The sequence below is a fragment of the Azospirillum picis genome (genome assembly GCF_017876115.1).
GTDB classification, from domain to species: domain Bacteria; phylum Pseudomonadota; class Alphaproteobacteria; order Azospirillales; family Azospirillaceae; genus Azospirillum; species Azospirillum picis.
In genome coordinates, this window is record NZ_JAGINO010000022.1 from 55,824 (window position 1) to 76,744 (window position 20,921).

A 20,921-nucleotide genomic window follows, 5' to 3' on the forward strand; every position below is an offset into this window, starting at 1 on the left:
ACGATTATGCACGATCTTGCGTAGTCAGGCATCCTGCGGAGAGCCCCCATGGACGACTGCGATGCGGCGTTCCGATTGCCGCAGCAACGTCAGAAGTTGATCCTCGACCGTCTCGCCCAGGAAGGACAGGTGCTCGCCGCCCGCCTTGCCGAGGAGTTCCAGACCTCCGAGGACACGATCCGCCGCGATTTGCGGGATTTGGCGGCGGCCGGCCTCTGCAAACGGGTTTATGGCGGCGCCATCCGGTTGTCGCCGGCCTCGACCTCGGCACGCGTCCGGCACGAGGCCATGACGTCCCGAACCCACCGGCTGGGAAGGCGGTTGGCCGGCCTGATCGTGCCCGGCCAGTTCGTGTTCATGGATGCGGGAACCACCGTGCTGGCCGCCGCCACGGCACTGCCCGACGGCTTGGCGATCACGGTGGCGACCCATGATCCACGGATTGCCACGGCTCTCCTGGGCCGGGAGGGTATCGACCTGATCCTCCTCGGTGGCAGGGTCGATCCTCTGTCGGGGGCGGCGCTTGGCCTGCACGCTCTGCGCACGGCCATGGAGATGCGTCCTGACCTGCTGCTCCTCGGCACATGCGCGCTCAATGCCGCGGTCGGCATCGGCTGCTTCGGCGTGGACGACGCCGAGATGAAGCGGACCCTCGTGCGCAGCGCCGGCGCGGTCGCGACCGCCGTCGCCAACGAAAAACTGGGCACGGCGGCGCCCTACCTCGTCGCCGCCTCGGACGCCCTGTCCGATCTGGTGGTGGAAGCCGACGCACCGCGGGCCGCACTGGCCGGACTGCAGGCGCTGGGCGTGCGCATCCACCCGGCCGACGACATCACAGAGGACGGAAAGCAATGAGCACCCCCCATGCTGTTCGTATCGCCCATGTCGCCCTGTGGACCAGGGATCTGGAGAGGGCCGCAGGATTTTGGCAGGCCCAGTTCGGCGCCGTGATCGGTCCGGTGTATGCCAGCGCCCGCCGGCCCGGCTTCACCTCCCGCTTCGCCACGCTGCCGGACGGACCCAGCCTTGAACTGATGTCCGCACCCTGGATCGGTCCCGGCGACGGACCGGCGGAGCGGTCCGGCTGGGCCCATGTCGCCCTGTCGCTCGGATCGGCGGACGCCGTGCGGAACGCCGCCAGCAGGCTGGGGGAGCTCGGACTTCTCGTCTCGGCCCCCCGGACGACAGGAGACGGCTTCTACGAGGCGGTGATCCAGGATCACGACGGCAACCTGATCGAGATCACCGCATGACGGGCGGGGGACGATAGGCGCCCTCCTACCGCCGGTGTGCCACATGCAGGCCCTTGCCCACGGGCACCAGTGTCGCGGCCACGCCTGGGATCGCTTCGGCCGCTGCGATGTAATTGGCGATCTCCCCCGGATGGGACAACGCGTTGTCGGCAAGGAGCAGGCAATCCTGCTCCAGCTTGGGCAGCAACAGCCGCAGTTGCTCCGGCGCGCTCAGGCGATCCGCATCGAAGAAGACGCAATCGAAAGGGCCGGGGAGGCTTGCCACGATGTCCGTCGCATCGCCCTGCACCAGGCGCACGCGGTCGGCAAGTCCGCCGCGTTGCAGATTGGCACGGGCTTGGTCGAGCTTGACGGGATCACGCTCGATGCTGGTCAACGGCTCCTCGGCACCGATGGCGGCCAAGGCGGCTGCCAACCAGAGCGTGCTGACGCCGTTCGACGTTCCGATTTCCAGCATCCGCCGCCGCCGCCCGCTGCGCACCAGCACATACAGCAGCTCTGCCGTCTCGCGGTCCAGGTTCAGCATCTTGCCGGCGCGTTCGCCCACGCGGGCGTCGTTTTCCCGTCCATGAGCCTCCAGCTCACGCAGCAGATCATCGACGACTGGTTCCAGGCGCATGGCATTCCTCTCCGGACGGAGTGTGCAAGGGGGTGCGTGACTGTGGGCATCTGACAGGTTAGAGTCAATGGTGACATGACAACCCGGATTAGAGGGGGGTGACTTGACCACCACTGCGGGCCGTGGCGCGGAACGCCGTCCGAATCTGGGTGAGGAGGCGTACATCAGGCTGCGCCGGCTGCTGGTCGAGGCGAAGCGCTTCGCACCGGGCGACAGGATCGGCGTGATGGAACTGGCGCGGGAGCTGGCGATCGGCCGCTCCCCCCTGTGGGATGCCATCAACCGCCTGGAGAGCGAGGGGCTGGTGGAGGTGGCGCCGCGCCGCGGTGTGTTCCTCGTGCGTTTCGACCGCCAGGGGCTGGCGGACCTGTTCGAAACCCGCGAGGCCCTGGAAGGCATGGCTGCGCGCCTGGCCGCGGAACGCGCCGTCCTGGCCGACGTCGCTGCGCTGGAGCGGTCGCTGGCACAGCAGGAGGAGTGTCTGGATCGCGCAGACCCTGCCGCCTATGCCGACGCCGCTCTCGCCTTTCATCAACTGGTGCTGCGCATCGCCGGCAACCCCACCATCGAGCGGCTGCTGGACACGCTCTACGCCCGAAGCCGGGCGATGTGCCGGGGGCTGCCGGCCAGCGTCCCGGACCTGACGGCACGCCGTGACGATCATGCCCACCTGGTGGCCGCCATCCGTGCACGCGACCCCGACCGGGCGGAAGCCGTGGCCCGCGTGCATGTCCGCTACCTGGCTGCCACCGTGCCGGCAGCGCCGGCCGACGGGCAGGGCGGCGAGGACTGAACGCGCCGGTCCTCGAAAAAACGATACGGACACGTGCCGGGATGTCACGTCGCGCCGCGCCGGTTTGTCATCTCCTGTGCAACCGGCCATCGCAGGCCGGCAATCACAGGCCAGACATCACGGGCCAGACATCACAGGCCAGACATCACAGGAGTGCACCATGGCGCCGTCCAACGCCGCAACCATCGAGGCGGAAGCCGACCGTCTCACGCTGATCAACGTCTATGAGGTGGAGCCGGAGAAGCAGGTGGACCTGAGCAGGCTTCTCTCCAAGGTGACGGAAGACACGATCCGGCATCAGCCGGGCTTCGTGTCGGTCTGCATCCACACCAGCCTCGACGGGTCGAAGGTCGTGAACTACGCCCAATGGGAGTCGAAGAAGCACTTCCAGGATTTCATGGCGCAGCCGGCGGTCCAGGAGGAGCTGAAACGATTTGCCGCCCTGGCGAAATCCGTCACGCCGAGCCTCTGCATGGTCGACGCCGTCCATGTGGCGCGGGCCTGACCGCGGACCCCGGAAAGCCGAGAATGGACATGCAGCCCGATCCCGTCCTGTCCGATCTTCGCCCGCGGCTGGTGCGGCTTGCCTACCGGATGCTGGGCTCCGTCGTCGATGCGGAGGACGTGGTTCAGGATGCCTATGCGCGCTGGCTCACCGCCGACCGGGACATGGTCCGTGAGCCGGCCGCTTTCCTGCGGACGATCGTCACCCGTCTTTGCCTCAATGCGCTGAAGGCGGCGAAGCGGCGCGACGAACGCTACATCGGGCCATGGCTTCCCGACCCGGTGTTCGATCCGGAAGACGACGCGGCCCCGGACGACGTCACCCTGCCGCTGATGATGGCCCTGGAGCGGCTATCGCCGTTGGAGCGGGCGGCCTTCCTGCTCCACGACGTGTTCGGGGTGAGCTTCGCGGAGGTCGCAAGGACGATCGGCCGCAGCGAGCCGACATGCCGCAAGCTGGCCAGCCGGGCGCGGACGCATGTCCACAAGGCGCGGCCGCGCTTTTCCGTCACCCGGGAAGAAGGGCACCGCATGGCCGCCGCCTTCTTCAAGGCGACGCGGGAGGGCGACATGACCGCCCTGCGGTCCCTTCTGGCCGCCGACGTGGTGGCCTACGCCGATGGCGGGGGCAAGGTGCCGGCCACGCCGCTGCCGCTGAACGGACTGCACAGCGTGCTCGTGCGTCATGCCGAGATGGCGCGGGGCTTCGCCCTGGCCCCGTCGCGGCTCGTTCTGTACGGCTTCATCAACGGCCTGCCGGGCTTCGTCACCGTCGAGGCCGGCGACATCACCCAGACCACAAGCCTGCAGATCAGCGACGGCAGGATTTCGGCCATCTACGTCATGCGCAATCCGGACAAGCTGCGGCATCTGTTCGCCGCCCCGCCGGCCGGATTTGCCGTGGGAAGGGAATAGCTCCGCCATGATCGAAAGCGAACGCCTGCTCCTCCGCCCCCCGCAGATCGGGGACTTCGAACAGACGGCGCAGATGCTTGCGGAGACGGCCGTCATGACCCACATCGGCGGCAGTCCGCTGAACAGGGAGGAGGCCTGGGCACGGTTCCTCCGGGATGCCGGTCATTGGGCGGTCGAATCCTTCGGCTTGTTTTCCGTCATCGAGAAATCGAGCGGCCTTTATGTGGGAAAGGTCGGATATGCCCGCTTCGAACGGCCGCTTGGCGACCATGCCCGGACCTCCGTGGAGATGTCCTGGACGCTGAGGTCGCGCTTCCACGGACGAGGCTATGCCACCGAGGCCGCCGTGGCGGCGCAGGGCCGGTTCAGCCGGTCGAACCGGCAACGGACGGCGTGCCTGATCGCGCCGGCGAATGGTCCGTCCCTGAAGCTGGCGGCACGGCTGGGGTATCGGCAGGTTGATCGCATCATGCGAGGACAGGGCGAGGTCGTGGTTCTGGTCCACGAGCCATGATGCCGCGGGCCGCGGCGACGGCCTCGCCCGCGTCCGCCGGATCGACGCCCGCTATGAGCGGCGATCCGGCATCTTCATCGCCCTTATCCTTCCCCGCGCAGCATGCGGATGATGCCGGAGAAGTCGGCGCCGCCCTGTCCGGCGGCGTTCATCATGGCGTAGAGCTGCGCCGCGGCGGCCCCGAGCGGGGTGGGGGCGCCGGCCCCCTGGGCCGCCTCCTGCGCCAGCTTCAGGTCCTTCAGCATCAGCGCCGCGGCGAAGCCGGGCTGGTAGTCGCGGTTGGCCGGGCTGGCCGGCACCGGGCCGGGAACCGGGCAGTAGGTGGTCAGCGACCAGCACTGGCCCGACGAGGTCGAGGAAACGTCGAACAGCGCCTGGTGCGACAGCCCGAGCTTCTCGGCCAGCACGAACGCCTCGCACACCCCGATCATCGAGACGCCGAGGATCATGTTGTTGCAGATCTTCGCCGCCTGGCCGGCGCCGGCGCCGCCGCAATGGACGATCTTCTTGCCCATGGCTTCCAGGATGGGGCGGGCGCGTTCGAAGGCGTCGGGCTCGCCGCCGGCCATGAAGGTCAGGGTGCCGGCCGAGGCGCCGCCGACGCCGCCGGACACCGGGGCGTCCAGCGACGCCGCCCCCCTGGCCGCCGCCAGCGCATGGGCCTTGCGCGCGGACTCGACGTCGATGGTCGAGCAGTCGATCAGCAGCGTGCCCGGCTTCACCACCGCGACGATGCCCTTGTCGCCGTCATAGACGCCCAGCACATGCTTGCCGCCGGGCAGCATGGTGATGACCACCTCGCAGGCCGCGGCGATCGCCGCCGGCGACTCGCCGATGGTGACGCCCGCCGCCCGGCCGGCGTCGAGCGCCGCGGTGGACAGGTCATAGCCCACCACCTGGTGCCCGGCCTTCACGAGGTTCGCGGCCATCGGGCCGCCCATGTTGCCCAAACCGATGAATCCGATCACCGCCATCGTCGCGTCTCCCTTTGCTTGCTTGGTCTTGTCGTTGCCGCGGTCCGCGCCGCTGCTTGTCGCCGCCGCCTTTTGCCGCCGCGTTGGCCCTCAGCCCATCCGCCCGATCTCGCTGCGCGAGACGATCAGGCGCATGATCTCGTTGGTGCCCTCCAGGATCTGGTGCACCCGCAGGTCGCGGACGATCTTCTCCACGCCGTAATCGGCCAGATAGCCGTAGCCGCCGAACAGTTGCAGGGCGCCGTTCGCCACCTCGAAGCCGGTGTCGGTGGCGAAGCGCTTGGCCATGGCGCACAGCCGCGTCGCGTCCTTGGCACCGGCGTCGAGCGCCGACGCGGCGCGGTGGACGAAGGTGCGGGCGGCCTCCAGCTCGGTCGCCATGTCGGCGATGCGGAACTGCAGCGCCTGGAAGCGGTCGAGCGTCTGGCCGAACGCCTTGCGCTCCGACATGTAGGTCAGCGCCTTGTCCAGCGCCGCCTGGGCGCCGCCGATCGAACAGGCGGCGATGTTGATGCGGCCGCCGTCCAGCCCCTTCATGGCGAACTTGAAGCCCATCCCCTCCTGTCCCAGCAGGGCCGAGGCGGGGATGCGGGCGTCCTCCATGATGACGGCACGGGTCGGCTGGGCGTTCCAGCCCATCTTGTGCTCGTTGGCGCCGAAGGACAGCCCGGGGGTGTCCTTCGGCAGCAGGAAGGCGCTGATGCCGCCGGGTCCGTCCTCGCCGGTGCGGGCCATCACCAGATAAAGATCCGAGCTGCCGGCGCCGGAGATGAACTGCTTGGCCCCGTTCAGGATGTAGCTGTCGCCGTCGCGCACCGCCTTGGTCCGCAACGCTGCGGCGTCGGAGCCGGCATTGGCCTCGGTCAGGCAATAGCTCGCCAGCCATTCCATGCGGCAGAGCCTCGGCAGCCAATGGGCCTTCTGTTCGTCGCTGCCGAATTTGTCCACCATCCCCGCCACCATGTTGTGGATGGAGATGTAGGAGGCGATGGTCGGGCAACCCTGGCTCAGCGCCTCGAAGATCACCGCGGCGTCGAAGCGGCTCAGCGCCGAGCCGCCATGGTCCTCCGACACATAGATGCCGCCCATGCCGAGTTCGCCGGCGGCACGGAGGGTGTCGATGGGGAAATGCTTCTTCTGGTCCCACTCGACGGCGTTGGGCGCCAGTTCCTCGCGGGCGAAGGACAGCGCCATGTCGCGGATGGCGACCTGGTCTTCGGTCAGTTCAAAGGACATCGCGTCACCTCAATCAAGGCCCTCTCCCGCCCCGGGAGAGGGAGGGGACCCGCCGTAAGGTGGGGAGGGTGAGGGGTGATCCAAGGATAAGCGCAACGATCCTTGTCTTCCCTCTCACCCTTCCCATGCTGCGCATGGGGTCCTTCCCGCTCCCGGGGCGGGAGAGGGAGGCTAAGAACCCATCACTCCATGGTCGGGATGACGAAGCTGGCGCCTTCCTTGACGCCCGAGGGCCAGCGCGAGGTGACGGTCTTGGTCTTGGTGTAGAAGCGGACCGCATCCGGCCCGTGCTGGTTCAGGTCGCCGAAGCCCGAGCGCTTCCAGCCGCCGAAGGTGTAGTAGGCCAGCGGAACCGGGATCGGCACGTTGATGCCGACCATGCCGACGTCGACGCGGCTGGCGAAGTCGCGGGCGGCGTCGCCGTCGCGGGTGAAGATGGCCACGCCGTTGCCGTACTCGTGGTCGTTGGGCAGGGACAGCGCCTCCTCGTAGGAGTCGGCGCGGACGACGGAGAGGACCGGGCCGAAGATCTCCTCCTTGTAGATGCGCATGTCCGGCTTCACCTCGTCGAACAGGCAGCCGCCCATGTAGAAGCCGTTCTCGTAGCCCTGCATCTTGAACTCGCGGCCGTCGACCGCCAGCTTGGCACCTTCCTTGACGCCGAGATCGACGTAGGACTTCACCCGCTCCAGGTGCTCACGGGTCACCAGCGGGCCGAAATCGGCGCTGCTGTCGGTCGAGGGGCCGACCTTCAGGCTTTCGACGCGCGGGATCAGGCGGTCCATCAGGGCGTCGGCGGTCTTCCTGCCCACCGGCACGACGACGGAGATCGCCATGCAGCGCTCGCCCGCCGCACCGTAGCCGGCGCCGATCAGCGCGTCGGTCGCCTGGTCGAGGTCGGCATCGGGCATGACGAGCGCGTGGTTCTTGGCGCCGCCGAAGCACTGCACGCGCTTCCCGGCCGCGCAGCCGCGGTTGTAGATGTATTCGGCGATCGGGGTGGAGCCGACGAAGCCCACCGCCTTGATGTCGCGGTCGTCGAGGATGGCGTCCACCGCTACCTTGTCGCCGTGGACGACGTTGAGGACACCCTCCGGCAGGCCGGCCTCCAGCATCAGCTCGGCCAGCTTGACCGGGACGCCCGGCGTGCGCTCCGACGGCTTGAGGATGAAGGCGTTGCCGCAGGCGATGGCCGGGGCGAACTTCCACATCGGGATCATGGCCGGGAAGTTGAACGGCGTGATGCCGGCGACGACGCCCAGCGGCTGGCGCATCGAATAGATGTCGATGCCGGGGCCGGCGCCGTCGGTGAACTCGCCCTTCAGCAGGTGCGGGATGCCGCAGGCGAACTCCACCACCTCCAGCCCGCGCTGGATGTCGCCCTTGGCGTCGACGATGGTCTTGCCATGCTCCAGCGACAGCAGCAGAGCCAGCTCGTCGTAATCGCGCTGGACGAGGTCGAGGAAGCGCATCAGCACGCGGGCGCGGCGCTGCGGGTTGGTGGCGGCCCAGCCGCGCTGCGCCTGCTTGGCGTTCTCCACCGCGGCGCGCATCTCCTCCACGCTCGCCAGCGGCACGCGGGCGCGCACCTCGCCGGTCATCGGGGAGTAGACGTCGGCGAAGCGGCCGGAGGTGCCGGAAACCAGCTTGCCGCCGATCAGGTGCTGAAGTTCGGTCGTCATCCTTATTGTCCTCCCTCGGGAATGTTTGTCACCATCTGGACCCGTATGGTCCCGCGGATCGACCGGATTCTTTGCGCATCGGTTGTGCAGGAATGCGGCAAGGCGAATGGAAGGGCGTGCACCGGTGCGCGGTCAAGCCTGCCGAACGGCGTGTCTGCCGGTGCCGCGCCGGGCGGCGGTTCTGCTATGCTGGCCGGCCCCTGTCGATGAAGGCCGATGTCCATGCAAGACTATGTCCGCAAGATCCTCACCGCGCGCGTCTACGACGTCGCGATCGAGAGCCCGCTCGATCCGATGACGCGCCTGTCGCAGCGCCTCGACAACACGGTTTTGCTGAAGCGCGAGGATCTGCAGCCGGTCTTCTCCTTCAAGCTGCGCGGCGCCTACAACAAGATGGTCGGCCTGCCGGCCGAGGCGCGGGAGCGCGGCGTCGTCTGCGCCTCGGCCGGCAACCATGCCCAGGGCGTGGCGCTCGCCGCGCAGAGGCTCGGGATCACGGCGATCATCGTGATGCCGCGGACCACGCCTGCCATCAAGGTCGAGGCGGTCAGGAGCCGGGGCGGGCAGGTGGTGCTGCATGGCGACATCTTCGACGACGCCTACCTCCACGCCCGCCGGATCGAGGCGGAGAGGGGGCTGACCTTCATCCATCCCTATGACGATCCGGACGTGATCGCCGGGCAGGGCACCGTCGGCATGGAGATCCTGCGCCAGCATCCGCACCCCCTGGACGCCATCTTCGTGCAGATCGGCGGCGGCGGGCTGGCGGCCGGCGTGGCGGCCTACGTCAAGTTCCTCCGGCCGGACGTGAAGGTGATCGGCGTCGAGCCCGACGACGCCGCCAGCATGGGGGCGGCGATCGCGGCCGGATCGCGCGTGCAGCTCGACCATGTCGGGCTGTTCGCCGACGGCGTCGCGGTCCGCCAGGCCGGCAGCGAGACCTTCCGGCTGTGCAGCGAGCTGCTGGACGAGGTCATCACCGTCAACACCGACGAGATCTGCGCCGCCATCAAGGACATCTTCGAGGACACCCGCGCCGTCACCGAGCCGTCGGGCGCGGTCGGGCTGGCCGGGCTGAAGAAATACGCGGGGCGCGAGGGCCTGCACGGCAAGGGGCTGGTCGCCATCGGCAGCGGCGCCAACATGAACTTCGACCGGCTGCGCCACATCGCCGAGCGGGCGGAGATCGGCGAGCGCCGCGAGGCGCTGTTCGCGGTGACCATCCCGGAGCGGCCCGGCGCCTACCGCCGGTTCATCCAGGCGCTCGGCAAGCGCTCGATCACCGAATTCAACTACCGCTACGCCGACGACCGCGAGGCGCAGATCTTCGTCGGCGTCCAGTTGACCGAGGGCGATGCCGAGAAGCGCCGGATCATGGAGCTGCTGCGGGGGCTGGACTGCCCGGTGCTCGACATGAGCGACAACGAGATGGCCAAGCTGCATGTCCGCTACATGGTGGGCGGCCGGGTCCCCGGCCTGAAGGACGAACTGCTCTACCGCTTCCAGTTCCCCGAGCGTCCGGGGGCCCTGCTGAAGTTCCTCGACGGGCTGGCGCAGGAGTGGAACATCTCGCTGTTCCACTACCGCAACCATGGCGCCGACTACGGCCGGGTGCTGGCCGGCATCCAGGTGCCGGACGCCGATCGTGAACGGTTCCGCCGCTGCCTCGACGAGCTCGGCTATCCCTGCTGGGACGAGACGGCCAACCCCGCCTACCGGCTGTTCCTGGGCGGAGCCGGGCGCGGCTGACGCGCCCCGCCGCCGGGCCGTCAGGGGACGGCGGCGCCGCCGTGGGGGCGGCTGTCCGCCAGCCAGTGGCCGATGGGCGCCTGCGGATCGTCCGACGCCTCGCTCCAGCCCGGCGGAACGCCGTTCATGTCGGGCAGGCGGTGGGCGATGCCCTTGTGGCAGTCGATGCAGGTGCGCTCGCCGGTGAACAGATACCGTTCGTGGATGCGCGCCGCCCGCGCGCCCTGCTTGGTGATGTCCATCGACTCCGCGCTGTGGCAGTTGCGGCATTCCAGGGAGTTGTTGGCCTTCAGCCGCGCCCATTCGTGCTCGGCCAGTTCGCGGCGCATGGCGACGAACTTGTCCCGGGTGTCGATGGTGCCGAAGATCTTGCCCCAGACCTCCTTGGACGCCTGCATCTTGCGGGCGATCTTGTCGGTCCACTGGTGGGGAACGTGGCAGTCGGGGCAGGTCGCCCGCACGCCGGAGCGGTTGGTGAAGTGGATGGTCTGCTTCATCTCCTCATAGACGTTCGACTGCATCTCGTGGCAGCCGATGCAGAACGCCTCGCGGTTGGTCGCCTCCAGTGCGGTGTTGAAGCCGCCCCAGAAGACGACGCCTGCGATGAAGCCGCCCAGCGTCAGGAAGCCGAGGCTGAGGGTGCGGCTGGGACTGGCGAAGGTCCGCCACGCCTGGCGTAGCGACACCGGGATGCGCGCCTTCATCGCCGGTCCCCCTGGTCCGATGGCCGGCTGACCAGGCTGTCGAGATCCTTGAAGGTGTTCGGGACGATCGGCTGCGCCGTCGTCTGCGGCACGTGGCACTGCATGCAGAAGTAGCGCCGCGGCGAGACGCCGCCCAGCGTCTGCCCCTCGCGGTCGACATAATGGGTGATGCTGACCATCGGCGCCTGCACGGCTTCGGTGAAGCGCCGGCTGTGGCAGGTCAGGCACTGGTTGTTGTTCAGCGTGATCTGGTAGTCGCGCACATTGTGCGGGATCACCGGCGGCTGTTCGGGGTAGTTGCGGGCGACGCGGCGGTCGTCGGTGACGTCCGGCGGGATCGGCGGCGCGGGGTTCTCGTCGACGAAATTCACCGGTGGCCGGAACGGGGAATCAAGCCGCCGCGGCTCGGTGTTCTGTGCCGACAGCATCGCCGGGACGAGGAAGGGCAGCACCGCCAGGGCGGCGAGGTGATGGGGACGCATGGCTCAACTCCTCCCTCAGGCGGCGACGATCTTGACGGCGCACTTCTTGAAGTCGGTCTGCTTGCTGATCGGGTCGGTGGCGTCCAGCGTGCACTTGTTGATCAGCCGGGCCGAATCGAACCACGGCACGAAGACCACGCCGCGCGGCGGCTTGTTGCGCCCGCGGGTCTCCACCCTGGTGCGCATCTCGCCGCGGCGCGAGACCACCCGCACCTCCGATCCCCGGCGCAGGCCGCGCGCCTTGGCATCGTCGGGATGCATGAAGACCAGCGCCATCGGCATCGCCCGGTACAGCTCCGGCACCCGCATGGTCATCGAGCCGGAATGCCAGTGCTCCAGCACCCGCCCGGTCACCAGCCACAGGTCGAAATCCTGGTCCGGCGCCTCGGCCGGGGGCTCGTAGGGGAAGGCGAAGAGGTTGGCCTTGCCGTCGGGATTGCCGTAGAAGCGCACCTCCTCGCCGGACTTCACGAAGGGATCGTGCCCCTCGCGGTAGCGCCAGCGCGTCTCCTTGCCGTCGACCACCGGCCAGCGCAGGCCGCGCACCTGATGGTAGGTGTCGAAGGGCGCCAGGTCGTGGCCGTGGCCGCGGCCGAAGTCGGCGTATTCCTCGAACAGCCCCTTCTGCACGTAGAAGCCGAAATGCCTGGACTCGGCATTCTCGTAGCCGGGGTCGAGGTCCGACAGCGGGAAGCGGTCGACGGTGCCGTTGCGGAACAGCACCTCGTACAGCGTCTTGCCGCGGTAGGACGGGTTGGCGTCCAGGGTTTCCGCCGGCCACACCTCGTCGGTGGTGAAGCGCTTGGAGAATTCCATCAACTGCCACAGGTCGGAGCGCGCCTCGCCGGGCGCCGTGACGAGCTGGTGCCAGAAATGGGTGCGGCGCTCCGCGTTGCCGTAGGCGCCCTCCTTCTCCACCCACATGGCGGCCGGCAGGATCAGGTCGGCGGCGGACGCCGTCACCGTCGGGTAGGCGTCGGACACCACGATGAAATTGTCGGGGTTGCGGTAGCCGGGATAGGTCTCGTTGCCGCTGTTGGGCGCCGCCTGCAGGTTGTTGTTCACCATGATCCAGAAGGCGTTCAGCTTGCCGTCGTGCAGCATGCGGTCCATCAGCACCGCGTGGTAGCCGATCTTGCCGGGCAGCAGGTCCTTCGGCAGCTTCCACGCCTGCTCGGTATGGGCGCGGTGGGTGGGGTTGGTGACCTGCATGTCGGCGGGCAGGCGATGGGCGAAGGTGCCGACCTCGCGCGCGGTGCCGCAGGCCGACGGCTGGCCGGTCAGCGAGAAGGGGCTGTTGCCCGGTTCGGAGATTTTTCCGGTCAGCAGGTGGATGTTGTAGACCATGTGGTTGGCCCACACGCCGCGGACATGCTGGTTGAAGCCCATCGTCCACAGCGACATGACCTTTACCTTGGGATCGGCATAGAGCTCGGCCAGTGCCAGCAGCCGCTCCTTCGGCACCCCGGTCAGCTCGGCGGTGTGGTCGGCGGTGTAGGTGCTGACGAAGCTGGCGAAGGCGTCGAAGTCGATCGGCTTGGAATCGGTCGGGTCCTTGGCGTTGGCGGCGCGGACCTCCAGCACGTTCTCCGGGCGCAGCCCATACCCGATGTCCTTCTGGCCCAGCCGGAAGTTGCAGTGCTTCCCGACGAACTCCCTGTTCACCCGGCCGGTCTGGATGATGTGGTTGGCGATGAAGTTCAGGATCGCCAGGTCGGTGCCGGGATGGAAGATCATCGGGATGTCGGCCAGCTCGAAGCTGCGGTGCTCGAAGGTGGAGAGCACCGCGACCTTGCAGCCGGGATGGCCGAGCCGGCGGTCGGTGATGCGCGTCCACAGGATCGGGTGCATCTCCGCCATGTTGGAGCCCCACAGCACGAAGGCGTCGGCATGCTCGAAATCGTCGTAGCATCCCATCGGCTCGTCCATGCCGAAGGTGCGGATGAAGGCGACGGCGGCCGAGGCCATGCAGTGGCGGGCGTTGGGGTCCAGGTTGTTGGTGCGGAACCCCCCGCGCATCAGCTTGGAGGCGGCATAGCCTTCCCAGATCGTCCACTGGCCGGACCCGAACATGCCGACCGCGTCGGGGCCCTTCTCCTTCAGCACGCGCTTCCACTGCCGCGCCATCTCGTCGAAGGCGCGGTCCCAGGACACCGGCTGGAACTCGCCCTCCTTGTGGTACTGGCCGTCGCGCATGCGCAGCAGCGGCTGGGTCAGGCGGTCCTGGCCATACATGATCTTGGACAGGAAATAGCCCTTCACGCAGTTCAGGCCGCGGTTCACCTCCGCCTGCATGTCGCCATGGGTGGCGACCACGCGGTTGTCCCTGGTCGCCACCATCACGCCGCAGCCGGTGCCGCAGAAGCGGCAGGGGGCCTTGGACCATTTCAGCGCCGTGTCCTCGCCGGCCACCATGGAGGACTGGGCGGCGGCCGGCAGGCTGATGCCGCCGGCTGCCGCGGCGGCGGCCACGGCCTGGGCCTTGATGAAGTCGCGACGATCCAGCATGGGTGGTTTCTCCCCTTTTCTTGTGGCGATCCCGGCGAACGGGCGTCGGCCGCTCAGGAGCCGGAGCGGCGGGCGTCCGCCGCCGTCACGTCTGCCGTCTTCACGTCCGCCGTCGTCAGGTCGGCGGCGCGCTCGATGTGGTGGAAGACCATCACGGCGGAGAAGACGCCGTCGAGCAGGTGCAGCGCGGTCATGCGGTCGGCGATCCAGCCCTCGTGCGGCCCCTCGACGGTGACCACCATCTTGCCCGGCTGGTCGATGTGCAGTTCCACCCCCGGCAGCGCGCCGATGGCGGCGCGGACCGCCGCCCGGCGGTCGGGCCGGACGTGCAGCAGCAGCGAGGCGAGGTGGCGCTCGGCGCCATCCTGTCCGGCGGCCGGTGCGGGCGTCACCGCGGGAAAGGCATCAGGCTTCATGGTCGCCGGCTCCCGGATCGGGCTGGGTGGACTGGTTGGGTGGACTGGGGTGGAGGGTGACCGCGCCGGTCGGGCAGGCGGCGACGCAGGCGCCGCAGCCGGTGCAGGCATCGTCGGCGATGCGGGCGACGGCGGCCCCGCCCGCGGCCGGGATGAAGCGGATTGCCGATTCCGGGCAGGCGTCCTGGCAGCTCCGGCACACGACCCGCCGCGCCGCGAGGCAGGATGGCGCGACGGCCGGGCGCAGGGACCAGGCGGGCAGGCTGCGGTCGAAGACCGGCTCCGTGCAGGCGTCGGCGCAGGCGCCGCAGAAGCTGCACTCGCCGCGCGCGAAGTCGACCTGCGGATAGCCGCCGTCACCACGGTGCAGGATCGCCTCCGGGCAGGCATCCGCGCAGGCCCCGCAGCGGGTGCACAGGTCGGCGAAGCGGCCGGGACGGGACCAGGGCGGACGGATCGGCTCGGGGGCCGTCTGCGGCCGTCCCCGCAGGAAGCCCCGCCGCCGCAGGTCGACGGTGTCGCCGGCCATGGCGGCCGGTCCCCGTCAGACCGGCGGCGGTCCCGGCGGCCCCATGATCAACTGCGACATCCACACCGCGAAGCCGTAGCCTCCGACGACCGCAACCGACAGCACCGGCCAGATGAAGACGGCGAGCATGAGGAACATGGCGAGTTCGCGCCGACGGGTGCCGGGAGCGGGAGGCGGCAGGTCGTCCCGCCGCAACCCGCCATCGTCCACACCAAAGTGCCGGTCTCTGCCAGTGCCCATGAGATCAGCCTCCATCGAAAGTGCCGGATTCCGCTCTACAACCGAGAATTGGGAATTCCATTCCCACCGCTTGGACGCTCATAGGGGGTAGCGGCCCGGTGTCTGCGGCGGGCGTTTCCGGGAAGCGCGGCGCCGCGCGCCGGGGCTGCCGCTTCCACCTGGCGGACGCGCGCCAATCGCCCCCTTTCAAAACCGGCGGCGGGCATTCTACCATGTGGCCGAGACCGTACCTTCCCCGGACAGCAGGAGCCGGTTCCCCGGATGGACAGCCTGACCGACATGACCGAGCCCCCGGCGCCGGCCGCGGAACCCGCGGCCCCCCAGCCGAAGGCGACCCGTGACCCGGAAGGCACCCGTGCCCGCATCATGGCCGCCGCGACCGAGGAGTTCGCCCGCTACGGCCTGGGCGGCGCCCGCGTCGACCGCATCGCCGAGCAGGCCGGCACCAACAAGCGCATGCTCTACTACCATGTCGGCAACAAGGAGGAGTTGTATCTGGCCGTCCTTGAGGACGCCTACGACCACATCCGCGCCACCGAGCGCACGCTGAGCCTTGAGACGCTGGAGCCGCCGGAGGCCATCGCCCGGCTGATCGGCTTCACCTGGCAGTATTTCCTCGACTGCCCGGAATTCATGGCCCTGCTGAACATCGAGAACCTGCACAAGGCGGAGCTGCTGAAGACCTCCGGCAAGGTCCAGTCGATGCACTCGCCCTTCGTCCAGATGATCGCCGACGTGCTGAAGCGCGGCGTGGCGCAGGGGGTGTTCCGGCCGGGCGTGGACGCGGTGCAGCTCTACATCTCCATCGCCGGCCTGTCCTATTTCTACCTGTCCAACGTCCACACCCTGTCGGTGATCTTCGGCCGCGACCTGCTGGCCGAGCCGGCCAAGGAAGAGCGCCTGTCCCACATGGTGGAACTGGTGCTGCAGTCGCTGCGGGCGTAAGAGGACGGGGCCAGGGGATCGGCGTCCGCGCGATCCCCGCATCACCGGTCCGGAGCCCCGTCATGGTCCCATCCACCGCGCCGCCGCAGATCCCGTCCGCCGACCGGCTGGAGGCGGCGCTCGCCCGCATCGCCGACCCGCAGCGGCAGGGCTCCCTGGTCTTCACCGACGTCTATGCCGAGGAGGCACGGGCCGCCGCTGCGGCCAGCGACCGCCGCCGGGCGGCCGGGCGCCCGCTGGGGCCGCTCGACGGCCGCATCGTCTCGGTCAAGGCGCTGTTCGACGTGGCGGGGGACGTCACCGCCGCCGGGTCGGCCATCCTCGCCGGCCGTCCGGCGGCCACCGCCGACGCCCGTGCCGTCGCGCGCCTGCGCGCGGCCGGGGCGGTCATCGTCGGCCGCACCCACATGACCGAGTTCGCCTTCTCCGCCGTCGGCATCAACCCGCATCTCGGCAATCCCGGCAACCCCCGCGACCGCGCGCGGGTGCCCGGCGGCTCGTCCTCCGGCGCGGTGATCTCCGTGGTCGATGGCATGGCGGAGATCGCGCTGGGCAGCGACACCGGCGGCTCGCTGCGCATTCCGGCGGCGCTGTCCGGGGCGGTCGGCTTCAAGCCGTCGTCGGGACGGCTGCCGGCGGCCGGCGCCTTCCCGCTGTCGCCGACGCTCGACGTCGTCGGCCCGATCGCCGCCACGGTCGCCGACGCCGCCTGCCTGGACCTGGCGCTGGCCGACGGCGACCCGGCACCGCTGCTGCCGCTGCCCGTCGCCGGGCAATCCTTCCTGGTGCCGCGCGGGCGCCTGTTCGAGGGGGTGGAGCCCGCGGTGTCCGCAGCCTTCGAATCCGCGCTCGACCGCCTGCGCGCCGCCGGTGCCCAGGTCGTCGACGGCTCGCTGGAGGAGGAGCTCGAGGCGCTGGCCGATCTCGACCGCATCGGCGTCTTCACCGCCATCGAGCTGGCGGCGACCCTGGCGGAGCTCGGCATCGCCGGGCTGGACGGCATCGATCCCAAGACCCGCGCCCGCATCGAGGCCGGCGGCAGGGCGCCGGCCGCCGATTATGTCCGGATGCAGCACCGCCGCGCCGGCCTGATCCGCCGGATGGACGAGCGGCTGACCCGGCACCCGGTCCTGCTGCTGCCGACCGTGCCGGTGACCGCGCCGGCCATCGCCGAGGTGCTGGAGGACGCCGCCTTCCACCGCGTCAACATGGCCTTGTTGCGCAACCCCCGCGTCGCCAACCTGCTCGACCTGCCGGCCGTCTCGCTGCCGGTCCCGGCCGACGGCCTGCCGGTGGGGCTGATGGCGGTCGGCCGCCGCGGCAGCGACCGTGTGCTGCTGGGGATCGCCGCCGGGCTGGAGCGCGCCCTGGCCGGCTGAGTGGCCGGGCGGGTGGCCGGGGGTGCCTGGACGCAAGCCCTCCGGCCACCTGCGAGTGCGCCGCCGGGGGCCGATGGTCCCCGGCGGCATTGCCGTATGCCATGGTCCCGATAAGTGGAAGGGTGGACTGGGCAAAGGGGCATGAACTTGTGTTGGCTTTACGCAGGATCGCGACGCTGCCACACATGACGGACACAGTCGTCGGTGCCGCCCCGCCAAGACATGGCCGGTGGTGACCGACGGACGGACTGGTCGCGAATACCCGGCGCCATCATCGGATGGCAGCGGGGACGGCGGCGCCGGACTTCGGAACCCTTGGGGAGGACTGCGCGGATCCTGCGCCCTTTCTCCCGCCGCGCCCCTGCCGCTCCCCTGTCGGGCAGCTTGCCGGGCGACGGTTTCCGCATGGCCGGAGCGCGGCTTTCCCGGGCGGCTTTCCCGGGCGGCCTTGCCGTGAATTTCCACGGATTCGAGCGTGCGATCGGAGGGCGTTTCCGGATGGATTGCCTGCAAGTCGTCAAGAGCGCGCCGGCCCGCGCCCGCATGGGGCGGGGCTTGAGCCTGGGCCGTGGCCTGGTCCTGGCCTTCGCCGGCCTCGGCCTCGCCGCCTGCTCGGGCGGCGTGCTGGACCCGCTCGGGCCGGTCGGCGAAGGGGATGCGGAGATCCTGATCAACGCCACCGTCATCATGCTGGTCATCGTCGTTCCGACCATCCTCATGGCCTTCTGGATCGCCTGGCGCTACCGCGCGTCGAACACCAGGGCGGAATACCTGCCCTACTGGTCCTACTCGGGGCGGGTCGAGGCGGTCGTCTGGTCGATCCCGATCCTGACCATCCTGTTCATCGGCGGCGTGATCTGGATCGGCTCCCACCGGCTCGATCCGTTCAGGCCCCTGGAGTCCGACGTCCCGCCGATCGAGGTGCAGGTCGTATCGCTCGACTGGAAGTGGCTGTTCATCTACCCGGAGCAGGGGATCGCGGCGGTCAACCAGTTGGTGGTGCCGGCCGGGACGCCGGTCCGCTTCTCGATCACCTCGGCCAGCGTCTTCAACGCCTTCTTCGTGCCGCGCCTGGGCTCGATGATCTACGCCATGCCGGGCATGGTCTCGCAGTTGCACCTGCAGGCCGACGATCCCGGCGAGATGTGGGGCATCTCGGCCCAGTTCTCCGGCGACGGCTTCTCCGACATGAACTTCCAGGTCAGGAGCCTCGCGGCGGCCGATTTCGAGGCGTGGGTGGGGGGGACGCGGGGCGCCGGCCCCGTCCTCGACCAGGCCGCCTATGCCGGCCTGACGCACCAGAGCGCGCGCGTGCCGCCATCGACCTTCCGCGCCGTCGACCCCCGGCTCTTCGAGGCCGTCGCCACCCAGGCGCATCCGCCCGGCCCCGGGCCGCAGCCCGGCGGAGCGCCGCATGCCGGGCGTGAGGCCACCACCGGAGGAAAGGACTGACGATGCTCGGGAAGCTCGGCCTTTCGGCGATCCCGTTTTCCGAACCGATCCCGCTGATCACCTCGATCATCGTGATCCTCGTGGCACTCGGCGTGCTGGGCCTGATCACCGCGAAGGGGTGGTGGCCGTATCTCTGGCGCGAGTGGATCACCAGCGTCGACCACAAGCGGATCGGCATCATGTACTGCCTGCTCGGGGTCGTGATGCTGATCCGCGGCTTCGCCGACGCGATCATGATGCGCACCCACCAGGCGATGGCGATCGACGCGCCGGGCTACCTGCCGCCGGAGCACTACAACCAGATCTTTACCGCCCACGGCACCATCATGATCCTGTTCGGCGCCATGCCGCTGGTGCTGGGCTTCATGAACTTCCTGGTGCCGCTGCAGCTCGGCGTCCGCGATGTCGCCTTCCCGACCTTCAACTCGGTCGGATTCTGGCTGACCGCGAGCGGGGCGCTCCTCGTCAACATCTCGCTCTTCGTCGGCGAGTTCGCCCGCACCGGCTGGCTGCCCTATCCGCCGCTCAGCGAGACGACCTACACGCCGGGCGTCGGCGTCGACTACTATCTCTGGGCCGTCCAGATCTCCGGCGTCGGCACCCTGATCACCGGGATCAACATCGTCACCACGGTGCTGAAGATGCGATGCCGCGGCATGAGCTACCTGCGCATGCCGGTCTTCTGCTGGACGTCGCTGGCCTCCTGCCTGCTGATCGTCGCCGCCTTCCCGGTGCTGACGGCGACGCTCGCCATGCTGACCCTCGACCGCTACCTGGACTTCCATTATTTCACGCACACGGCGGGCGGAAACCCGATGATGTTCGTGAACCTGGTGTGGGCCTGGGGGCATCCGGAGGTCTACATCCTGGTGCTGCCGGCCTTCGGCATCTTCTCCGAGATCTTCTCGACCTTTTCCGGCAAGCCGCTGTTCGGCTACCGCTCGATGGTCGCGGCCACCCTGTTCATCTGCGTCGTCTCCCTGATGGTGTGGCTGCACCATTTCTTCACGATGGGGGCGGGGGCGGCGGTCAACACCTTCTTCGGCATCTCGTCGAGCATCATCGCGGTGGGGACGGGCGTGAAGGTCTACAACTGGATCTTCACCATGTACGGCGGCCGGGTGCGGTTCGAGGTCCCGATGCTGTGGTCCATGGGCTTCATCTTCACCTTCGTCATCGGCGGCCTGACCGGCGTGCTGCTCGCCGTGCCGCCTGCGGACTTCCTGGTCCACAACTCGATGTTCCTGGTGGCGCACTTCCACAACGTCATCGTCGGCGGGGTGGTGTTCGCGATCTTCGCGGGCATGGAGTTCTGGTTCCCGAAGGCTTTCGGGTTCCGGCTGCACGAAGGCTGGGGCAAGGCCGCCTTCTGGTGCGCCTTCATCGGATTCTGGGTGACCTTCACGCCCTTCTACGTGCTGGGCCTGCTCGGCATGACGCGGCGGCTGCAGCACATCAACTTCCCGGAATGGTCGCCCTGGCTCTACCTGTCGGTGGTCGGCATCGCCATCCTCATCCTCGGCGTGATCGCGCAGGTGATGCAACTGGTGGTGAGCATCCGCGACCGCGAGAGGCTGCGCGACGTGACCGGCGATCTGTGGGACGGCCGCTCCCTGGAATGGGCCACGCCGTCGCCGCCGCCCTTCTTCAACTTCGCCGTCCTGCCGGACGTCGAGGGCGAGGAGGCCTATTGGGGGATCAAGCTGCGCGCGGTGGAGACCCAGCAGCTCGCCCCGGAGCCGGACTACCGGCCGATCGAGATGCCGGTGAACAGCCCCGTCGGCATCTGCACCGCCTTCTTCGCCGCCGTCTTCGGCTTCGCGATGGTCTGGTACATCTGGTGGCTGGCGATCGTGGCGCTGGTCGCGGCCTTCGCGGGCTTCGTCGTCTTCGCCTGGCGCGACGTCCACGAGTTCGAGGTCCCGGTGCGCGAGGTGGCGCGGGTCGACCGCGCCCGCCGCGCCGCGCGCGAGGCGCTGCTCGAACGGATGTCGCGACACGGAGCCCTGCCATGAGCGACGGCGGAT

The 20,921-nt window shown here is 69.1% G+C and carries 21 protein-coding genes; 11 read left to right on the forward strand and 10 right to left on the reverse strand.

Annotated features, from left to right (window positions below; translation table 11 throughout):
- Positions 1-48 precede the first annotated feature (48 nt).
- Together J2850_RS24300 and J2850_RS24305 are read left to right on the forward strand one after the other, a co-directional pair.
- Entirely contained in the window at positions 49-855 is an 807-nt protein-coding gene (locus J2850_RS24300; RefSeq protein WP_209987631.1) for a DeoR/GlpR family DNA-binding transcription regulator, read from the forward strand.
- Positions 852-1,253 carry a VOC family protein gene (locus J2850_RS24305; protein ID WP_209987634.1) on the forward strand — a complete coding sequence of 134 codons (402 nt, stop codon included), beginning with the start codon at positions 852-854 and terminating at the stop codon, positions 1,251-1,253. The genes J2850_RS24300 and J2850_RS24305 overlap by 4 nt, the downstream gene beginning before the upstream one ends.
- 25 nt (positions 1,254-1,278) lie before the next feature.
- Here J2850_RS24305 and J2850_RS24310 read toward each other — a convergent pair whose 3' ends face one another.
- The gene (locus tag J2850_RS24310) at positions 1,279-1,872 is read right to left on the reverse strand and encodes an O-methyltransferase (RefSeq protein WP_209987636.1); all 594 of its coding nucleotides are present in this window, start codon (positions 1,870-1,872) and stop codon (positions 1,279-1,281) included.
- Between the two features lie 103 nt (positions 1,873-1,975).
- On the opposite strand from J2850_RS24310, the gene J2850_RS24315 reads away from it, so the two are divergent.
- The 4 genes from J2850_RS24315 (at position 1,976) to J2850_RS24330 (ending at position 4,598) form a co-directional block, all read left to right on the forward strand.
- Positions 1,976-2,665: a GntR family transcriptional regulator gene (locus J2850_RS24315; RefSeq protein ID WP_209987639.1), complete on the forward strand. Its 690-nt coding sequence runs from the start codon at positions 1,976-1,978 to the stop codon at positions 2,663-2,665.
- Between the two features lie 160 nt (positions 2,666-2,825).
- Entirely contained in the window at positions 2,826-3,170 is a 345-nt protein-coding gene (locus J2850_RS24320; protein ID WP_209987642.1) for an antibiotic biosynthesis monooxygenase family protein, read from the forward strand.
- Between the two features lie 23 nt (positions 3,171-3,193).
- Entirely contained in the window at positions 3,194-4,084 is an 891-nt protein-coding gene (locus J2850_RS24325) for a sigma-70 family RNA polymerase sigma factor (RefSeq protein ID WP_209987645.1), read from the forward strand.
- Between the two features lie 7 nt (positions 4,085-4,091).
- Positions 4,092-4,598 (forward strand): GNAT family N-acetyltransferase, encoded by a 507-nt coding sequence (locus J2850_RS24330; protein ID WP_209987648.1) that lies wholly within the window; start codon positions 4,092-4,094, stop codon positions 4,596-4,598.
- 83 nt (positions 4,599-4,681) lie between these two features.
- On the opposite strand, the gene mmsB is transcribed toward J2850_RS24330, so the two are convergent.
- The 3 genes from mmsB to J2850_RS24345 all read right to left on the reverse strand — a co-directional run bounded on the left by mmsB (position 4,682) and on the right by J2850_RS24345 (position 8,490).
- Positions 4,682-5,572, reverse strand: coding sequence for a 3-hydroxyisobutyrate dehydrogenase (mmsB, locus tag J2850_RS24335; protein WP_209987651.1), 891 nt, complete (start codon positions 5,570-5,572; stop codon positions 4,682-4,684).
- A 90-nt stretch (positions 5,573-5,662) separates the two neighbouring features.
- Complete coding sequence (locus J2850_RS24340) at positions 5,663-6,808, reverse strand: acyl-CoA dehydrogenase family protein (protein WP_209987654.1); 1,146 nt, start codon at positions 6,806-6,808, stop codon at positions 5,663-5,665.
- Positions 6,809-6,990: 182 nt separating this feature from the next.
- Entirely contained in the window at positions 6,991-8,490 is a 1,500-nt protein-coding gene (locus J2850_RS24345) for a CoA-acylating methylmalonate-semialdehyde dehydrogenase (protein ID WP_209987657.1), read from the reverse strand.
- Positions 8,491-8,706: 216 nt separating this feature from the next.
- Between J2850_RS24345 and ilvA the strand changes: the two genes are divergently transcribed.
- Entirely contained in the window at positions 8,707-10,239 is a 1,533-nt protein-coding gene (gene ilvA, locus J2850_RS24350; protein ID WP_425514136.1) for a threonine ammonia-lyase, biosynthetic, read from the forward strand.
- A gap of 20 nt (positions 10,240-10,259) precedes the next feature.
- Here the strand turns inward: ilvA and J2850_RS24355 are convergent, their stop codons facing one another.
- From J2850_RS24355 to napE, 6 genes are read right to left on the reverse strand one after another with little or no spacing between them, the layout of a single operon-like run.
- A complete protein-coding gene (locus J2850_RS24355; RefSeq protein WP_209987660.1) occupies positions 10,260-10,943 on the reverse strand; it encodes a cytochrome c3 family protein in 684 nt (227 codons plus the stop codon).
- Positions 10,940-11,425, reverse strand: a complete 486-nt coding sequence (locus J2850_RS24360) for a nitrate reductase cytochrome c-type subunit (protein ID WP_209987663.1) — start codon at positions 11,423-11,425, stop codon at positions 10,940-10,942. Before J2850_RS24360 ends, J2850_RS24355 begins: the two co-directional genes overlap by 4 nt.
- A 15-nt stretch (positions 11,426-11,440) precedes the next feature.
- Positions 11,441-13,933 carry a periplasmic nitrate reductase subunit alpha gene (gene napA / locus J2850_RS24365; RefSeq protein ID WP_209987667.1) on the reverse strand — a complete coding sequence of 831 codons (2,493 nt, stop codon included), beginning with the start codon at positions 13,931-13,933 and terminating at the stop codon, positions 11,441-11,443.
- A gap of 53 nt (positions 13,934-13,986) precedes the next feature.
- Positions 13,987-14,349: a chaperone NapD gene (locus J2850_RS24370; RefSeq protein ID WP_209987669.1), complete on the reverse strand. Its 363-nt coding sequence runs from the start codon at positions 14,347-14,349 to the stop codon at positions 13,987-13,989.
- Positions 14,339-14,878, reverse strand: coding sequence for a ferredoxin-type protein NapF (napF, locus tag J2850_RS24375; protein WP_209987671.1), 540 nt, complete (start codon positions 14,876-14,878; stop codon positions 14,339-14,341). Before napF ends, J2850_RS24370 begins: the two co-directional genes overlap by 11 nt.
- Before the next feature lie 15 nt (positions 14,879-14,893).
- Positions 14,894-15,118 carry a periplasmic nitrate reductase, NapE protein gene (napE, locus tag J2850_RS24380; protein ID WP_209987674.1) on the reverse strand — a complete coding sequence of 75 codons (225 nt, stop codon included), beginning with the start codon at positions 15,116-15,118 and terminating at the stop codon, positions 14,894-14,896.
- 261 nt (positions 15,119-15,379) lie between these two features.
- On the opposite strand from napE, the gene J2850_RS24385 reads away from it, so the two are divergent.
- From J2850_RS24385 to J2850_RS24400, 4 genes are all read left to right on the forward strand, one after another.
- Positions 15,380-16,063, forward strand: a complete 684-nt coding sequence (locus J2850_RS24385; protein ID WP_209987677.1) for a TetR/AcrR family transcriptional regulator — start codon at positions 15,380-15,382, stop codon at positions 16,061-16,063.
- Between the two features lie 62 nt (positions 16,064-16,125).
- On the forward strand, positions 16,126-17,442 hold the full coding sequence (locus J2850_RS24390; protein ID WP_209987680.1) for an amidase: 1,317 nt from the start codon (positions 16,126-16,128) through the stop codon (positions 17,440-17,442).
- Between the two features lie 498 nt (positions 17,443-17,940).
- A complete protein-coding gene (gene cyoA / locus J2850_RS24395; RefSeq protein WP_209987683.1) occupies positions 17,941-18,894 on the forward strand; it encodes a ubiquinol oxidase subunit II in 954 nt (317 codons plus the stop codon).
- A 2-nt stretch (positions 18,895-18,896) separates the two neighbouring features.
- Positions 18,897-20,909 (forward strand): cbb3-type cytochrome c oxidase subunit I, encoded by a 2,013-nt coding sequence (locus J2850_RS24400; RefSeq protein WP_209987685.1) that lies wholly within the window; start codon positions 18,897-18,899, stop codon positions 20,907-20,909.
- Positions 20,910-20,921: the final 12 nt, after the last annotated feature.

Excerpts from the sequence above, each read along its gene's own strand:
- J2850_RS24300 (WP_209987631.1), top strand. The coding sequence starts at position 49 with ATGGACGACTGCGATGCGGCGTTCCGATTGCCGCAGCAACGTCAGAAG.
- J2850_RS24305 (WP_209987634.1), top strand. The coding sequence starts at position 852 with ATGAGCACCCCCCATGCTGTTCGTATCGCCCATGTCGCCCTGTGGACC.
- J2850_RS24310 (WP_209987636.1), bottom strand. The coding sequence starts at position 1,872 with ATGCGCCTGGAACCAGTCGTCGATGATCTGCTGCGTGAGCTGGAGGCT.
- J2850_RS24320 (WP_209987642.1), top strand. The coding sequence starts at position 2,826 with ATGGCGCCGTCCAACGCCGCAACCATCGAGGCGGAAGCCGACCGTCTC.
- J2850_RS24325 (WP_209987645.1), top strand. The coding sequence starts at position 3,194 with ATGGACATGCAGCCCGATCCCGTCCTGTCCGATCTTCGCCCGCGGCTG.
- J2850_RS24330 (WP_209987648.1), top strand. The coding sequence starts at position 4,092 with ATGATCGAAAGCGAACGCCTGCTCCTCCGCCCCCCGCAGATCGGGGAC.
- mmsB (WP_209987651.1), bottom strand. The coding sequence starts at position 5,572 with ATGGCGGTGATCGGATTCATCGGTTTGGGCAACATGGGCGGCCCGATG.
- J2850_RS24340 (WP_209987654.1), bottom strand. The coding sequence starts at position 6,808 with ATGTCCTTTGAACTGACCGAAGACCAGGTCGCCATCCGCGACATGGCG.
- J2850_RS24345 (WP_209987657.1), bottom strand. The coding sequence starts at position 8,490 with ATGACGACCGAACTTCAGCACCTGATCGGCGGCAAGCTGGTTTCCGGC.
- ilvA (WP_425514136.1), top strand. The coding sequence starts at position 8,707 with ATGTCCATGCAAGACTATGTCCGCAAGATCCTCACCGCGCGCGTCTAC.
- J2850_RS24355 (WP_209987660.1), bottom strand. The coding sequence starts at position 10,943 with ATGAAGGCGCGCATCCCGGTGTCGCTACGCCAGGCGTGGCGGACCTTC.
- J2850_RS24360 (WP_209987663.1), bottom strand. The coding sequence starts at position 11,425 with ATGCGTCCCCATCACCTCGCCGCCCTGGCGGTGCTGCCCTTCCTCGTC.
- napA (WP_209987667.1), bottom strand. The coding sequence starts at position 13,933 with ATGCTGGATCGTCGCGACTTCATCAAGGCCCAGGCCGTGGCCGCCGCC.
- J2850_RS24370 (WP_209987669.1), bottom strand. The coding sequence starts at position 14,349 with ATGAAGCCTGATGCCTTTCCCGCGGTGACGCCCGCACCGGCCGCCGGA.
- napF (WP_209987671.1), bottom strand. The coding sequence starts at position 14,878 with ATGGCCGGCGACACCGTCGACCTGCGGCGGCGGGGCTTCCTGCGGGGA.
- napE (WP_209987674.1), bottom strand. The coding sequence starts at position 15,118 with ATGGGCACTGGCAGAGACCGGCACTTTGGTGTGGACGATGGCGGGTTG.
- J2850_RS24385 (WP_209987677.1), top strand. The coding sequence starts at position 15,380 with ATGGACAGCCTGACCGACATGACCGAGCCCCCGGCGCCGGCCGCGGAA.
- J2850_RS24390 (WP_209987680.1), top strand. The coding sequence starts at position 16,126 with ATGGTCCCATCCACCGCGCCGCCGCAGATCCCGTCCGCCGACCGGCTG.
- cyoA (WP_209987683.1), top strand. The coding sequence starts at position 17,941 with ATGGATTGCCTGCAAGTCGTCAAGAGCGCGCCGGCCCGCGCCCGCATG.
- J2850_RS24400 (WP_209987685.1), top strand. The coding sequence starts at position 18,897 with ATGCTCGGGAAGCTCGGCCTTTCGGCGATCCCGTTTTCCGAACCGATC.